Raw genomic sequence first — 14,319 nt, forward strand, 5'->3', positions numbered from 1 at the left:
CTCCCCTGGGCCGCGCTGTGGCGGGCGGTGCGCCGGAGCTTGCGGAGGCGCCACCGCACGCGCCGGACCAGCACGCCGCACGAGGCTCGGGGTCAAGGACCAATCCCCGAAACCGTGTGACGGTTCACCGTGGGGATTGGTCCTTGACGCCGAGACGCGGCGTGCTACCGCGCGCGGCCAACCCGACCACGCACGCGAGTCACCCGGGAGAGTCACCGAGAAGGTCGAGACCACCCCGACCACCGACACCACGAAGCCACCCCCATGGCAGGATTCGACCTCATGGCAGAGCTCCAGTTCTTCACCGGCACGATGGACTCCGGCAAGAGCACGCTGGCGCTGCAGACCAACCACAACCACGCGGCGCGCGGCCGCCACGGGCGCATCTTCACCGCCCACGACCGGGCCGGCGAGGCCATCCTCAGCAGCCGGCTCGGCCTGACCCACCAGGCGCAGGAGGTCGGCGCCGACTTCGACTTCTGGCGCTACGTCGTCGACTCGCTCACCCAGGGCGCGCGCATCGACTACCTGATCTGCGACGAGGCCCAGTTCTACACCCCCGAGCAGGTCGACCAGCTCGCCAAGGTGGTCGACGAGCTGCAGATCGACGTCTTCGCCTTCGGCATCCTCACCGACTTTCGCACGGTGCTGTTCTCGGGCAGCCGCCGCCTCGTCGAGCTGGCCGACCGCATGCACGTGCTCCAGGTCGAGGCCCTGTGCTGGTGCGGCAAGCGGGCCACGCACAACGCCCGCACCGAGGACGGCGTGATGGTCGTCGAGGGCGAGGTCATCGTCGTCGGCGACGTCGAGGACGCCGGCGGTCCGCCGGCCGAGGTGGCCTACGAGGTGCTCTGCCGCCAGCACCACCGGCGTCGTCTCACGGCAGCGCGCGCGCACGCCGTCAGCCTCGCCCCCGAGCCGCTGCCGTTCGGCTGAGCAAGGGACTCCTCGCTACCCACACACGGGCGGAGCGAGCAGGTTGGATCCATGCCCCGTGCGCCGCGGATCCTGCCCGCCCTGCTCCTGTTGCTGACCGGTCTGCTCGCCGTCGGCACGGCCTCGACGTCGCCGCCGGCGGCAGCGGCCGACGGGCCCGGCAGCGGGACGCCGTGGGTGGTCACCCTCGGTGACTCCTACATCAGCGGCGAGGCCGGCCGCTGGGCCGGGTCGAGCAACGACGCGAGCGCCCGCGCCGACGCGTTGGGCCCGTCGGCCTACCACGACGACGCCGACGGCAGCGGCGAGCAGATCGAGCGCTGCCACCGCAGCCGGTCGGCCGAGGCCTACATCGGCGGCGGCGTCAACGGGCTCAACCTCGCCTGCTCCGGCGGTGAGACCGCCACGACCGCCGGCGACGCCTTCAAGCCCGGGCTCGACTTCTACGACGACGGCGCCGGTCGCCACGGCCAGGCCCGGATGCTGCAGGACTTCGCCGCGACGCACCGCGTCGGCCTCGTCGTGGTCTCCGTCGGCGGCAACGACTTCGGGTTCGCCGACGTCGTCCAGGACTGCGTGGTCGGCTTCCTGACCTCGCCGACCTGGGCCAAGAGCCTGTGCTCCGAGGACGACGACGTGACCGACCGCTTCTCCCCCGCCAACGTCGCCGCCGTGCAGGCCCGGATCGCCGGCGCCCTGCAGAACGTGCGGACGGCGATGACCACCGCCGGCTACTCCGACGACCAGTGGACGCTGCTCGTGCAGACCTACCCGTCGCCGATCCCGCGCGGCGACGCGATCCGCTACCGCGAGTCGGGCTTCGACCGGCAGTTCGTCGGCGGCTGCGGCTTCTGGAGCCGTGACGCCGACTGGGCCAACGACGTCGCCCTGCCCACCATCAACGGTGCCGTCACCGGAGCCGCGGCCGACTCGGGCCTGAGCAACGTCGAGGTGCTCGACCTGGCGTCGGCCTTCGACGGCCGCCGGCTGTGCGAGAGCACCGTCGGGCTCTACGAGGAGGTCGGCATCGCCGACTGGACGTCGCCCGGCGCGGTCGACCGCACCGAGTGGGTCAACCAGATCCGCACGATCTCGACCTGCTGCGCCGACAGCCCGTACTACATCCAGGAGTCGATCCACCCGAACTACTGGGGCCAGCTCGCCACCCGCTCGTGCGTGCGTCAGGCGTGGAACGGCGGCGACCCGCGGGGTGGCACGTGCTCGATCGCCGGCCCCGGTCTCGTGGGCGGCGAGCCGAGCATGGTCCTGCGCTAGGCGGTCGGGATCAGTCGACCAGCACGGGGATCAACATCTCGTCGGCCGTGAGCGAGCCGTGGAGGCCGACGAGCGTCTTCTCGTAGGCGAACCGCTCGGTCGAGAAGACGCCGAGGTCGCCGTGGCACGCCACCACGACGTCGCCGAGACGCGGCAGCACGGCGGCGTCGACCGGGCCGAACCAACCCCGCCGGACGGCGTCGCCGCGCGAGAGCACCGTGGCCCGGTCGCCGAGGAACGACGTCCAGGTCGCGACGACGTCGTCGACGGCACCGCGACGGCAGTAGAGGTGCCGGAACCGGGCCTCGCCGCCGAGCAGGGCGACGCCGTCGAGCAGCTCGGCGTGATCGTCGACGTCGACCCGGGACTCGTCGGGCGAGTCGACCATGCCGTGGTCGGCGACGACCACGAGCCGGGTCGACGGTGGCAGGGCCTCGCGCAGCTGCTCGGCCTCGGCGTCGATCATGGCGAGCTGCTGCAGCCACTGGGTGGAGGCGACGCCCCAGCGGTGGCCGGTCCAGTCGAGGTCGCTGTCGTAGAGGTAGGTCAGCGCCGGCCGGGCGGCCGAGGCGGAGACGGCGGCGGCGATGCGCTCGCCGACCTTGTCGGCGCCCACGAACTCCCCACCGCGGGAGGAGGCGACGGTGAGGCCGGTGTCGCGGAACTCGCGCTTGTTGACGACGGTGACCGACACCCCGGCCGCGCTCAGCGAGGTGAAGGTCGTCGGGTGCGGCTGCCACTCGAGCGGGTCGACGTCGGCGTCCCAGAACAGGTGGTTGAGCAGCTGGTCGGTGCCCGGGATGCGGGCGGTGAAGCCGACGAGGCCATGCGCACCGGGCCCGAGCCCGGTGCCCAACGACGTCAGGCTCGTCGCCGTCGTCGACGGCACCCCCGCGGTGCCGGGCTCGGACGCCGCGAGCAGCGTCGACAGGTAGGGCGCCGCGTGCGCGTGCCGCTCGAGCAGGCGGGCGCCCAGGCCGTCGACGAGGAAGACGACGTAGGACGGCGCCGGCGGCAGCACGAGCCCGGACGGCGGCGGGCCGAGCGGGACGCCGAGGGCGTGCGCGACCGCGGGGACGACGTCGGCCAGCGACCGCCGGCCGTAGGCCGGCTCGACGAACACCGTCGTCAGTGCTGGGTCCGGGCCGACAGGGCGGCGGCGAAGGCGAGCAGGCCACCGACGGCGTCCTTGCCGTCGGCGGCGGCCGAGACCCGCAGGGAGAAGTCGTCGGAGGCGAGCACGCCGGTGTAGCCGTGGTCGGCGTCGCACTCGGGGTCGCTGCAACCGGCCGGCTCGAGGTCGAGGCGAGCGACACCGCCCCAGCCGATGGTCATCACGGCCTCGGCCGGCGGCCGCGGGCCCTTGGTCGGGTTGGCGGTCATGCGGGTGACGACCACGGACTTCACGGAGGTGAGGCTGATCGCCTCGGTGGACGTGGACGTGTAGGGCTCGGGCAGCAGGTCGTCGCCGGCGTGCTCGTCGGTGTGGGCGAGGATCAACCGGCTCGGGGTGAGGACGACGACGCTCTGGTGGCGGCGGACCTCGTCGTTCTCGAACGTCGGCTCGTGGTGCACGTAGAACGACACGACGGGCTCGCCCGCGACGGCGCCCGCGACGGCGTCGGCGACGACCTCGGGGTAGTAGCCGGTGCGGTCGATCGCCTTGCGGAGCTCGCGCGCGAGGTCGACGTCGTCAGCAGAACGGGTGGGACGCATGCCCGCAGTCTGTCACTGGTGCCTCACTGGTGCGCGGCCATGGTCGCGCCGAGCCCGATCATCATCACGCCGCCGGTGGCGCCCATCGCGTCGAGGCGCCGCGGCTCGCGGGCGAACCACGTGCGCGCCCGTCCGGCGACCAGTGCCCAGGTGCCGTCGGAGAGCACGGCCAGCGCGCAGAACGCCAACCCCAGGACGACGACCTGCGGGCCGGCGGCCGCGCCCGGGTCGGTGAACTGCGGCAGGAAGGCGACGAGGAACACGATGGTCTTGGGGTTGGTCACGCCCACGGTGAGGCCGGTGGCGAGCGCTCGTCCGGTGCGCTCACGGGCGGGTCGGTCGAGACCCTCGGCCAGCGCCGCGCGGGCGTCGGCCCGGTGCCGGACGGCCTGGACGCCGAGGTAGACGACGTAGGCCGCGCCGACGAGCTTGATCGCGGTGTAGGCGCTGGCGCTGGCCGCGACCACCGCGCCGAGGCCGACGGCGACCGCGACCACCTGCACGGCCACGCCGAGCGCGTTGCCCAGCACCGAGACGAGCGCGGAGCGCAGGCTCACGGTGAGGGCGCGGCCGATGACGAACAGCAGGCTCGGGCCGGGCACCTGGGTGAAGAGGATCGAGGCGAGGGCGAACGCGATCCACTGGCTCGAGCTGGGCACGGGTCGAGTGTGGCAGCGCGCGGCGCCGCGCGCCTGTCATTAGTCCGGCTTCGGGACGAACCAGTTAGTTAGGTCTCTTGACGTAACTGATCGGCACCGGCAGTGTCGCGGGAACCTGATGACCGTAGACCGTTCTCGAGGAGGCACGTCATGGGTGGATCGACCTGGGCGAAGCGCGCCCTGATCATCGTCGTGGGCCTGGCGGCGACCGCCGTCACCACCACCGTCCCGATGCCCGGCGCGGCCGCCGACCCGGTGTCCGTGGCACCGACGGAGGCACCGGCACCGGCACCGGCGCAGCGGGCCGCCGTCGTGTGGTCCGACGAGTTCGACGGCCCGGCCGGCTCGCCGGTCGACGGCGGGAGGTGGAACCTCGAGACCGGCGGCGGTGGCTGGGGCAACAACGAGCACCAGTACTACACGAGCTCGACCAGCAACGTGGCCCACGACGGTCAGGGCCATCTCGCCATCACCGCGCGCCGCGAGAACCCCGGCGGCTACCAGTGCTGGTACGGCTCGTGCCAGTACACCTCGGCGCGCATCACCACGGCCGGCACGTACGCCCCCACGTTCGGACGCATCGAGGCGCGCATCAAGGTCGCCCGTGGCCAGGGCATCTGGCCGGCCTTCTGGATGCTCGGCCAGGACATCGGGTCGGTGGGCTGGCCGGCGTCCGGCGAGATCGACGTCATGGAGAACGTCGGCAAGGACCCGAACCGGGTCCACGGCACGGTGCACGGGCCGGGCTACTCGGGCGGCGGTGGCATCACCGGCTCGCGCGACCTCGGCCGAGCGCTCGCCGACGACTTCCACACCTTCGCCGTGGACTGGTCGCCCGGCCTCATCCGCTGGCTGGTCGACGACCAGGAGTACCACCGCGTCACGCCCGCGAGCACGAACGGCAACCCGTGGGTCTTCGACAAGCCCTACTTCCTGATCCTCAACCTCGCCGTCGGCGGCAACTGGCCCGGCTACCCCGACGGCAGCACGCAGTTCCCGCAGCAGATGCTGGTCGACTGGGTCCGCGTCAGCTCCACCGACGCCACGTCTCCGCCGTCCGGCAACCGCGTCGTGAGCAACCTCAGCGGGAAGTGCCTCGACGTCCCGAACGGCGACTTCTCCGACGGCGTCCGGCTCCAGATGTGGGGTTGCAACGGCTCCGCGGCGCAACGCTTCGAGCGCGTCGGCGGCACCCTGCGCACCGGCAACGGCACGTGCGTCGACATCGCCGGTGGTGGCACGGGCGACGGCACACCCGTCCAGATCGCCACCTGCTCCTCCAACCCGGCCCAGCAGTGGGTGCTCTCGGGGGCCGGCGACCTGGTCAACCCCCAGGCCGACAAGTGCCTCGACATCGTCGACTGGAACCCGGGCGACGGGGCGCAGCTCGTGCTCTGGCCGTGCACCGGTGGCGCCAACCAGAAGTGGCGCCTGGAGTAGCGCCGCCCGCGGCGGGGTAGGAGCCGGCCGTGCGCACCCCACGCCTGCTCCTGGCCCCGCTCGCCGTCCTGCTCCTGGCCCTCGGAGCCTGTTCCGACGACGGTGACCCCGACGACGGCCCGGGCGGCACCGACCGCACCGGCGGCACCGAGGGCAGCGCCGCCGGTGGGCCCCTGGCCGCCCTCGAGCGGCGCAACCAGGAGCTGCTGGCCCGCCCCTGCACGACCGAGCCGACGCTCACCGACGGTCTCACCGACCCCGGCCAGGTGCTGTGCCTCGGCACCCCGGCCACGCTGCCCGTGCGGTCCACCGACGACGACACCGGCACGATGCGGCTGCTGGTGACGGGTTTCGAGCAGGGCGACGACGCCCAGATCGACGAACGCCTCGGCGGCTTCGGCTGGGCCTCCGACACCCACGACCTGTGGTTCGCGCGCGCCGAGGCCCGCCTGCTGTCCGAGGAGACGCCCGGCGGGCTCGACCGCACCGACCCGTTCGGCATCCTGTGGAACCTCGGCGACACCGACGGTGAGGCCGGCGACAAGGGCCTCGCGCCCGACCCCGACGGCTGCGAGTCCGCCGACTTCGACGAGGCGCCGTCGCCCGGCGAGCGATTCGAGACGTGCGTGTGGGCCGTGCTGCCCGAGGGCACCGTGCCCGACTACCTGTCGTGGGTCGACACCGACGCCTACGACATCGGCCTGAACGACGCCGGCGGGCTGTTCTGGAAGGCCTCGTAGCCGTCCCGGCCCGGTCTCACTCGGGGATCGTGTCGCCGACCGGGTGGTCGCTCATCCGGCGCACGAAGTCGGAGCGGGGGTCGGCCACCGGAGCCGCGCGGCCCGAGGCGGTGAGCACGGTTGCGCCGTCACGCCCGGCCAGCACCAGCGAGAGCTCGAGCGAGCTGAGGTTGGGCAGGTCGTTCTGCATCTGGGCGACCCGGCTGATGAGCTGCTCGATCGCGGCGACATCGACCGGCTCGGCGCCGCGGTAGCCGAACAACAGGGGCGCGCTCTTGACGTCGCGCACCATCGAGGCGACGTCGCGCTCGCCGAGCGGCGGGATGCGGTAGGCGCGGTCGGAGAGCAGGTCGATGATCGGTCCGGAGATGCCGAACGAGACCACCGGCCCGAAGAGCGGGTCCTCGAGGCTGCGGATGGCGACGGGCACGCCGGGCGCCGAGTTCTTCTGGACGACGAAGTCGGCGCCGGCAGGGTCGCGGACGAGGTCGGTGAGCGACTCCCACGCGCTGCGCATCTCGCTCGTGGAGTCGATGTTGCGCCACACGTGGGCGAGGTCGGGGCGCTCGCGCAGACCCTCGGCCGTGGCCTTGAGGACGACGTCCCACCCGAGGCGCTTGCCGGCCGCCTGCGCCTGGCGCAGCGTGGCGACCGGGACGGACTCCCACACCTCGATGCCGTAGGCGGCGAGCACGTCGCGCACCTGCTCGCGTGACAGCTCGGCGCCGTCGGGGAAGATCGAGAGCACCTGGTTGAGCACCCGCTGGGCGGCGACGGTGTCGACCTGCGCCGGGTCGGGCGGCGGCCCGTCGGGCGTGCGCAGCCACACGGCGTAGTCGACGACGCTCGCCAGCGCCCGCACGGCGGCCTCGACGGCCGGGTACGACGGCACCGAGCCACGACCGGCTGAGGCGCCGGCCACGTCGGGCACGCGCAGGAGCTCGGGCACGCCCTCGGCGCCCAGGAACGAGGAGACGAGAGGCTTGTCGGACTGCTCCCCCACCGCGGCCAGCACGTTGGCGACGTCTTCACCGGACACGTTGAGCGGCGGGATGTAGACCGCGATCACCGAGTCGACCTCGGGGTCGTCGATGACGTCGTCGAGGGCGTCCTCGAAGTCCTCGGCCGACGGTTCGGCGGACAGCGTGACCGATCGAGTCACGAGCAGGCCGACCGCTGCCGCGGCGTCGGCGGCCAGCAGGCCGAGCGCGTCGGAGTTGCCGACGACGGCGACGCGACGCCCACGCGGCAGCGGCTGGTGGGCCAGCAGCTGCGCGACGTCGAACATCTCCTCGAGCGTGTCGACCTGGATGATGCCGGCCTGCTTGAACATGGCGTCGAGCGCCTCGGGCGGGGCGGCGATGCGCCGCACGGCGTGCCCCATCGGCACGCCCTGCGTGGTGCGGCCCGAGCGGACGGCGATGATCGGCTTGCGCAGCGAGACGCGACGGGCGATGCGCGAGAACTTGCGCGGGTTGCCGATCGACTCGAGGTAGAGCAGCACGACCTCCGTGGCGTCGTCCTCCTCCCAGTACTGCAGGAGGTCGTTGCCGGAGACGTCGGCGCGGTTGCCGGCCGAGACGAAGGTCGTGAGGCCGAGGCCGCGGTTCTGCACCTTCTCCAGGATCGCCGAGCCGAGCGCACCCGACTGGCAGAAGAACCCGGCGCGGCCGCGTGGCGGCATGACGGGTGACAGGCTCGCGTTGACCGACACCGAGGGGTCGGTGTTGATCACGCCGAGGCAGTTGGGGCCGATCAGCCGCAGGCCGTAGGAGCGCGAGAGGCCGACCAGGTGGCGCTGACGACGCCGTCCCTCCTCGCCGGTCTCGGCGAAGCCCGAGGAGATCACGATCATGCCGTGCACGCCCTTGGCCGCGCAGTCGAGGACGACGTCGGTGACGGCGTCGGCGGGCACGGCCACGATCGCGACGTCGACGTCGTCGGGGATGTCGCCGACCGTCTTGAACGCCGGCAGGCCCGAGACCGCACCGGCGCTCGGGTTCACGGCGTAGACGCGGCCGGTGTAGTCGCCGGTGACCAGGTTGCGCACCAGCACCTGGCCGATGGTGTCCTGCCGCCGGCTGGCGCCGATGATCGCGATGGAGCGCGGGTTGAAGAACCGCTCGATCGAGGCGGCCTCGGCGCGGTGCTCGCGCCCCCGCATCACGCCGATCGAGGTCTCGGTGGCCTCGATGGAGAACTCGAGGGTCAGCACGCCGTCCTCGTAGCCGCTGACGACGCGGTAGCCGGCCTCGCGGAACGTGTGGATCATCCGGCTGTTGTCGGGCAGCACCTCGGCGGTGAACCGCTCGATGCCGCGCTCGCGCGCTGCCTGGGCCAGGTGCTCGAGCAGCAGCTGGGCGATGCCGCGGCCGTGGTGCTGGTCCTCGACGAGGAAGGCGACCTCGGCCTCGGCCTCGCCGACGACGTCGTAGCGGCCGACGGCGATCATCTGACCCTGCAGGATCATCACCAGCGCGACACGGTGGTCGTGGTCGACCTCGGTGAACCGCTTCACGTCGCGGTCGGACAACGTCGGCATCGGCGAGAAGAACCGGTAGTACTTCGACCGGTCGCTGACCCGCGCGTAGAACGTGACCAGCAGGTCGGCATCGGCCGGACGGATGGGGCGGATGTGCGCCGTGCGCCCGTCGCGCAGCAGGACGTCGGCCTCCCAGTGGCGCGGCGCCGCGGGCGCGGCGTCCGCGTCGGTGTGGGGATCCGCGGTCACGGGGCCAGACTACGGGGCCGGGTCGCCCGACCCGTCACGTGCGTCCCGGCGGTGGGATCTCCCACTCGACCGCGCCGTCGTCGACCGCGTCGTAGTCGTCACTGTTCACGAAGTAGACCCGGTCGGGACGCGGCGCGCCGTTCTCGGCGACGTAGACCACGCAGTGCTCACGCTTCTCGCCGAGGTCGTCGGCGGCCACCGCGACCTCCTGGCAGGGCGTGAAGGGCTCCAGCACCGTCAGGTGGTCGAGCGGCTCGCCACCGCCCCGGACGTTGAGGTACTCGTCGAGCCCGAACTCCGAGGAGCCCGAGACCGGCTCGACGTCGACGTGCAGGTAGTAGGGAGTGACCTCGTCGGCCCGCTCGAACCCGATCGCGGCGAGATCGGCCGGGTCGCCCTCCTCGACGTCGAGCACGGTGAGCTCGACGGTGCCGCTCGCGTCGTTGCGCGTGACGCGCGCGGTCTCGCCGACGTCGAGCGCCGTGCCCGGCGCGGTGAGCCCGTCGGCACCCGTGGACGGCGAGGTCTCCCCCGGCTCGTCGCCCGAGCAGGCGGCCAGGCCGACCACCGCGAGCAGCAGGGTCGGGACCAGCGCGGCTCGGCGCCCCCTCGTCGCGGTCACGTGCTCGTCACGCTGTTGGGGTCGGTCTCGTCGTTGCCGACCGAGAGGTCGTGCCGGTCGAAGGGCACCGAGAGCCGCTCGAGCTCCTGCTGCTTGTCCATGTCGGTGGCGTCCATGCCGATGATCATCTCCACCATCCAGTCGGCGACCTGACGCGAGTACTTGCCCTCCTGCACCAGCAGGTCGATCGTGCTCTCGACCAGGGCCTTGTAGGCCCAGTAGGGGCCGCTGGTGCCGTAGCCGATCCGCCCGACCTCGGGCAGGTAGCCGCGGTACCACTCGTCGCTGACGTCGTAGGACGACGCCCCGTCGGCGTCGGTGCCGCCGAGCACTCCGGCGAGGCCGACCTGGTGGTCGCCGATCGTCTGGCAGGCGCCGGCGAGGTTCTTGAGCTTGTACAGCTCGAGGTCGAGGCGGAGGCCGAGCATGCCCTCGAAGTCGTCCTGGGCGCCCTGGCCCTGGGTGCCGCCGGCCACGAGGGAGTAGTTGTCGGGCTTGGTGCCGACGTCGGCGGCCATGGCGCGGCAACCGTCCTGGACGGCGAGCTCGGCGGCCCTCAGGTCGTCGTTGATGTCCTTCATCGCGGACTTGAACGACTCCCACTTCTCGGCGAACGTGTCGCCCTCCAGCTGGAGCGAGGCGTCCTCCACCGCCGGGACGGCCGGCGACATCAGCGCCGCGACGCCCGTCGCGCTCGACAGCACGCCCATGGCGATGCCGAACGGGGGGAAGGCCACGCCGACCGTCGCGCCGAGCAGTCCGGCCACCGCCGACGTCGCCCCCAGCGCCGCCTCGGTGCCCTCGCCGCTGCCGTCGCCGCTCCCGGCGAAGGTCGCGAAGTCGTGGGCGGCGACCTTCAGGAAGTCACGCAGGCTGCGATAGCTCTCGTTCCACGCGGCCGCCTCGGCGGTCAGCGCGAGACCGGCGGCGTAGACCAGGCTGTACTGGCCACCGACGGTCTTCCAGATGTCGGTGGAGTAGCTGCGCTGGAAGACGTCGAGCGAGCGGGAGGTGTTGTCGGCACTGATGTCGAGCTCGGTCATCGAGTCCCACAGGTCCGGGTCGGCCGAGGTCGGCGGGGAGCCCTCGGAGCCGGCGACCGGCTGGCTGCCCACGTAGAGCTGACGGGCGACCGTGGCGATGCTGTTGATCTGGTTGGTGTACTCGTTGGGGCTCGGGCAGTCGTTGACCCACGGGTCGAGCCAGCTGTCGATCGTGGTGCGGATCTCGTCCCACTTGGCCTTCGCGTCGAAGAGGCGGACCTCGTAGGCGTTGTCGTTGGTGTCGACGTAGTCGACGCCGTTGCCGAGGTGGTCGTCGGGCTGCCACCACTTCTTGTGCCGCCAGTTGCCGTCGGAGTCGCAGGCGATCTCCGGGTCGGTGGCGCCACCGACGTCGAGCCGGTAGGTCCAGTCGGTGCCGTTCTTGTCCTCCCAGTGCATGTTGACCGTGCCGTCCTCGATGCAGCCCTTGCGCATGTAGGCATCGATCACCGCCTCGACCAGCTTGTCGCGGATGTCGTCGGCGAGCACGTCCTGCGGGGTGACGACGTCATCGGACATGGGTGCTGCTCCTCGAGCTCGGAGAGGTGGTGGTGGGCCCAGCCGGGCCGGTCGTCTGATGCCCGCGGGCGTCGTCCGGCAAACCCCGGCGCGCCCCGCCGCCGACCGTCGGCGGCGACCGCGACAATGGCGCCATGGCACGACGCACCACGAAGCAGGACGTCCCCGACGACTTCGAGGAGCACATCCTCGACATCGACGTCGGCGAGGAGATGCGCTCCTCGTTCCTCGAGTACGCCTACTCGGTCATCTACTCCCGCGCCCTGCCCGACGCGCGCGACGGCCTCAAGCCGGTGCAGCGCCGCATCCTCTACACGATGAACGACATGGGCCTGCGGCCCGACCGCGGTCACGTCAAGAGCGCGCGCGTGGTCGGCGAGGTCATGGGCCGGCTGCACCCCCACGGCGACGGCGCCATCTACGACGCCCTGGTGCGCACCGCCCAGTCGTGGTCGCTGCGGGTGCCGCTGGTCGACGGCCACGGCAACTTCGGCTCGCCCGACGACCCGCCGGCGGCCATGCGCTACACCGAGTGCCGCATGGCGCCGTCCGCGGTGGCCATGACCGCCGACATCGACGAGGACACCGTCGACTTCCGGGCCAACTACGACGGGCGCGAGCAGGAGCCGTCGGTGCTGCCGGCCGCGATCCCGCACCTCGTCGTCAACGGCACCACCGGCATCGCCGTCGGCATGGCCACCAACTGCGCGCCGCACAACCTGGTCGAGGTCGTGCAGGCGCTCAAGCACCTCATCAAGCACCCGCGGGCCACCGTCGACGACCTGATGCGCTTCGTGCCCGGCCCCGACCTGCCCACCGGCGGCAAGATCGTCGGCCTCGACGGCGTCCGCGACGCCTACGAGACCGGTCGCGGCAGCTTCAAGATGCGCGCCACGGCCCGCGTCGAGACCATCGGGCGCCGCAAGGGCATCGTGGTCACCGAGCTGCCCTACACCGTCGGCACCGAGAAGGTCGTCGAGCGCATCAAGACGCTCGTGCAGGGCAAGAAGCTGCAGGGCATCGCCGACATCAAGGACCTCACCGATCGCGAGAACGGCCTGCGCCTCGTCATCGAGGTCAAGAACGGGTTCGTGCCCGAGGCCCTGCTCGAGCAGCTCTACCGGCTCACGCCGATGGAGGACTCCTTCGGCATCAACGCCGTCGCGCTCGTCGACGGCCAGCCGCGCACGCTCGGGCTCAAGGAGATGCTGCAGGTCTTCCTCGACCACCGCTACGACGTCGTCCGGCGCCGCACGAGCTTCCGCCGAACCCGTGCCGCCGAGCGGCTCCACCTGGTCGAGGGCCTGCTCGTCGCGATCCTCGACATCGACGAGGTCATCGCGCTCATCCGCTCCAGCGACAACGCCGAGGAGGCCCGCGGCCGCCTCATGCAGGTCTTCGACCTCTCCGAGCTGCAGGCCACCTACATCCTCGAGATGCAGCTGCGCCGGCTCACCCGCTTCTCCACGATCGAGCTGGAGAAGCAGAAGTCCGAGCTCGAGCGCGAGATCGAGCAGCTCGACGCGATCCTGGCCGACAACGCGCTGCTGCAGAAGGTCGTCGCCGACGAGCTCACCGAGGTCGCCAAGACCTTCGGCACCCCGCGCCGCACGGTGCTCCTCGAGTCGGCCGGGGTGGCCGTCACGGCGTCCTCGGTGCCCCTCGAGGTCGCCGACGACCCCTGCTACGCGCTGCTCAGCTCCACCGGTCTGCTGGCCCGCACCGGCTCGGTCAACGCCGAGGCGCCCGGCACCGCCTCCGACGATCACGGCGGACGGGCCAACCACGACGTCGTCGTCTCCGCCGTCGCCACCACCGTGCGGGGCGAGATCGGCGTGCTCACCTCCGCCGGTCGCCTCCTGCGCCTCGGGGTGCTCGACCTGCCGTCGCTGCCGCCGAGCGCCCACGACCCCAACCTGTCCGGCGGCCTGCCGCTCACCGAGATGCTCTCGCTGGCGGCCGGCGAGCGCGCCCTCGCGCTGTGCACCCTCGCCGCCGACGGTCCGGGGCTGGCCCTCGGCACCCGCGACGGCGTCGTCAAGCGGGTCAACCCCGAGGTGCTCAACCGCGACGAGTGGGAGGTCATCGGTCTCAAGGACGGCGACGAGGTCGTCGGCGCCGTCCAGCTGACCACCGGCGACGAGACGTTGTGCTTCATCAGCAACGTCGCCCAGCTGCTGCACTTCTCGGCCTCGCTCGTGCGCCCCCAGGGCCGCTCGGGCGGTGGCATGGCCGGCATCAAGCTCGGACCCGACGAGCGGGTGGCGTGGTTCGGCGCCGTCGACCCCGCCGCCCCCGAGGGCTCGGTCGTCGTCACGGCCTCCGGTGCCTCCACCGCACTGCCCGGCACCGAGGCCGGTGCGGTCAAGGTGACCCCGTTCTCGGAGTACCCGTCGAAGGGCCGAGCCACCGGCGGCGTCCGCTGCCACCGGTTCCTCAAGGGCGAGGACACCCTGGTCACCGCCTGGGCCGGCACCGCGCCGGCGCGCGCGGCCGCCGCCAGTGGCGCCCCGGTCGACCTGCCCCCGGCCGACGGACGCCGCGACGGGTCCGGGGTGCCCGGCAGCCAGCCGATCGCCGCCGTGGCCGGTCCGCTCGCATCGCGTCTCGCGCCTCCCGGCCCTGTGACAGGGTGAGC

The 14,319-nt window shown here is 72.3% G+C and carries 11 protein-coding genes; 5 read left to right on the forward strand and 6 right to left on the reverse strand.

What is annotated here, in order from left to right; translation table 11 throughout:
- Positions 1–282 precede the first annotated feature (282 nt).
- Together ABFT23_RS13760 and ABFT23_RS13765 are read left to right on the forward strand one after the other, a co-directional pair.
- A complete protein-coding gene (locus tag ABFT23_RS13760) occupies positions 283–936 on the forward strand; it encodes a thymidine kinase (RefSeq protein WP_347896090.1) in 654 nt (217 codons plus the stop codon).
- Positions 937–987: 51 nt separating this feature from the next.
- Positions 988–2,211, forward strand: a complete 1,224-nt coding sequence (locus ABFT23_RS13765; protein WP_347896092.1) for an SGNH/GDSL hydrolase family protein — start codon at positions 988–990, stop codon at positions 2,209–2,211.
- Positions 2,212–2,221: 10 nt separating this feature from the next.
- Here the strand turns inward: ABFT23_RS13765 and ABFT23_RS13770 are convergent, their stop codons facing one another.
- The 3 genes from ABFT23_RS13770 to ABFT23_RS13780 are packed head-to-tail and all read right to left on the reverse strand — an operon-like array spanning position 2,222 to position 4,586.
- A complete protein-coding gene (locus ABFT23_RS13770) occupies positions 2,222–3,334 on the reverse strand; it encodes an alkaline phosphatase family protein (RefSeq protein ID WP_347896094.1) in 1,113 nt (370 codons plus the stop codon).
- 5 nt (positions 3,335–3,339) lie between these two features.
- Positions 3,340–3,927 carry a DUF5998 family protein gene (locus tag ABFT23_RS13775; protein WP_347896096.1) on the reverse strand — a complete coding sequence of 196 codons (588 nt, stop codon included), beginning with the start codon at positions 3,925–3,927 and terminating at the stop codon, positions 3,340–3,342.
- Between the two features lie 23 nt (positions 3,928–3,950).
- Positions 3,951–4,586 carry a LysE family translocator gene (locus tag ABFT23_RS13780; protein ID WP_347896097.1) on the reverse strand — a complete coding sequence of 212 codons (636 nt, stop codon included), beginning with the start codon at positions 4,584–4,586 and terminating at the stop codon, positions 3,951–3,953.
- Positions 4,587–4,736: 150 nt separating this feature from the next.
- Between ABFT23_RS13780 and ABFT23_RS13785 the strand changes: the two genes are divergently transcribed.
- Together ABFT23_RS13785 and ABFT23_RS13790 are read left to right on the forward strand one after the other, a co-directional pair.
- Positions 4,737–6,026, forward strand: coding sequence for a family 16 glycosylhydrolase (locus tag ABFT23_RS13785; RefSeq protein ID WP_347896099.1), 1,290 nt, complete (start codon positions 4,737–4,739; stop codon positions 6,024–6,026).
- A 29-nt stretch (positions 6,027–6,055) separates the two neighbouring features.
- Positions 6,056–6,766, forward strand: a complete 711-nt coding sequence (locus tag ABFT23_RS13790) for a hypothetical protein (RefSeq protein ID WP_347896101.1) — start codon at positions 6,056–6,058, stop codon at positions 6,764–6,766.
- A 16-nt stretch (positions 6,767–6,782) separates the two neighbouring features.
- Here ABFT23_RS13790 and ABFT23_RS13795 read toward each other — a convergent pair whose 3' ends face one another.
- From ABFT23_RS13795 to ABFT23_RS13805, 3 genes are read right to left on the reverse strand one after another with little or no spacing between them, the layout of a single operon-like run.
- Complete coding sequence (locus ABFT23_RS13795) at positions 6,783–9,497, reverse strand: bifunctional acetate--CoA ligase family protein/GNAT family N-acetyltransferase (protein WP_347896103.1); 2,715 nt, start codon at positions 9,495–9,497, stop codon at positions 6,783–6,785.
- Positions 9,498–9,531: 34 nt separating this feature from the next.
- Complete coding sequence (locus ABFT23_RS13800; protein ID WP_347896105.1) at positions 9,532–10,119, reverse strand: hypothetical protein; 588 nt, start codon at positions 10,117–10,119, stop codon at positions 9,532–9,534.
- On the reverse strand, positions 10,116–11,681 hold the full coding sequence (locus tag ABFT23_RS13805) for a hypothetical protein (RefSeq protein ID WP_347896107.1): 1,566 nt from the start codon (positions 11,679–11,681) through the stop codon (positions 10,116–10,118). Before ABFT23_RS13805 ends, ABFT23_RS13800 begins: the two co-directional genes overlap by 4 nt.
- 134 nt (positions 11,682–11,815) lie before the next feature.
- Between ABFT23_RS13805 and ABFT23_RS13810 the strand changes: the two genes are divergently transcribed.
- Complete coding sequence (locus ABFT23_RS13810) at positions 11,816–14,317, forward strand: DNA gyrase/topoisomerase IV subunit A (RefSeq protein ID WP_347896109.1); 2,502 nt, start codon at positions 11,816–11,818, stop codon at positions 14,315–14,317.
- Positions 14,318–14,319: the final 2 nt, after the last annotated feature.

This window comes from Nocardioides secundeburneus, from assembly GCF_039939255.1.
Taxonomy (GTDB): Bacteria; Actinomycetota; Actinomycetes; order Propionibacteriales; family Nocardioidaceae; genus Nocardioides.

What these genes read in the sequence shown, in the direction of transcription:
- ABFT23_RS13760 (WP_347896090.1), top strand. Translation starts at nt 283, where the DNA reads ATGGCAGAGCTCCAGTTCTTCACCGGCACGATGGACTCCGGCAAGAGC.
- ABFT23_RS13765 (WP_347896092.1), top strand. Translation starts at nt 988, where the DNA reads ATGCCCCGTGCGCCGCGGATCCTGCCCGCCCTGCTCCTGTTGCTGACC.
- ABFT23_RS13775 (WP_347896096.1), bottom strand. Translation starts at nt 3,927, where the DNA reads ATGCGTCCCACCCGTTCTGCTGACGACGTCGACCTCGCGCGCGAGCTC.
- ABFT23_RS13785 (WP_347896099.1), top strand. Translation starts at nt 4,737, where the DNA reads ATGGGTGGATCGACCTGGGCGAAGCGCGCCCTGATCATCGTCGTGGGC.
- ABFT23_RS13805 (WP_347896107.1), bottom strand. Translation starts at nt 11,681, where the DNA reads ATGTCCGATGACGTCGTCACCCCGCAGGACGTGCTCGCCGACGACATC.
- ABFT23_RS13810 (WP_347896109.1), top strand. Translation starts at nt 11,816, where the DNA reads ATGGCACGACGCACCACGAAGCAGGACGTCCCCGACGACTTCGAGGAG.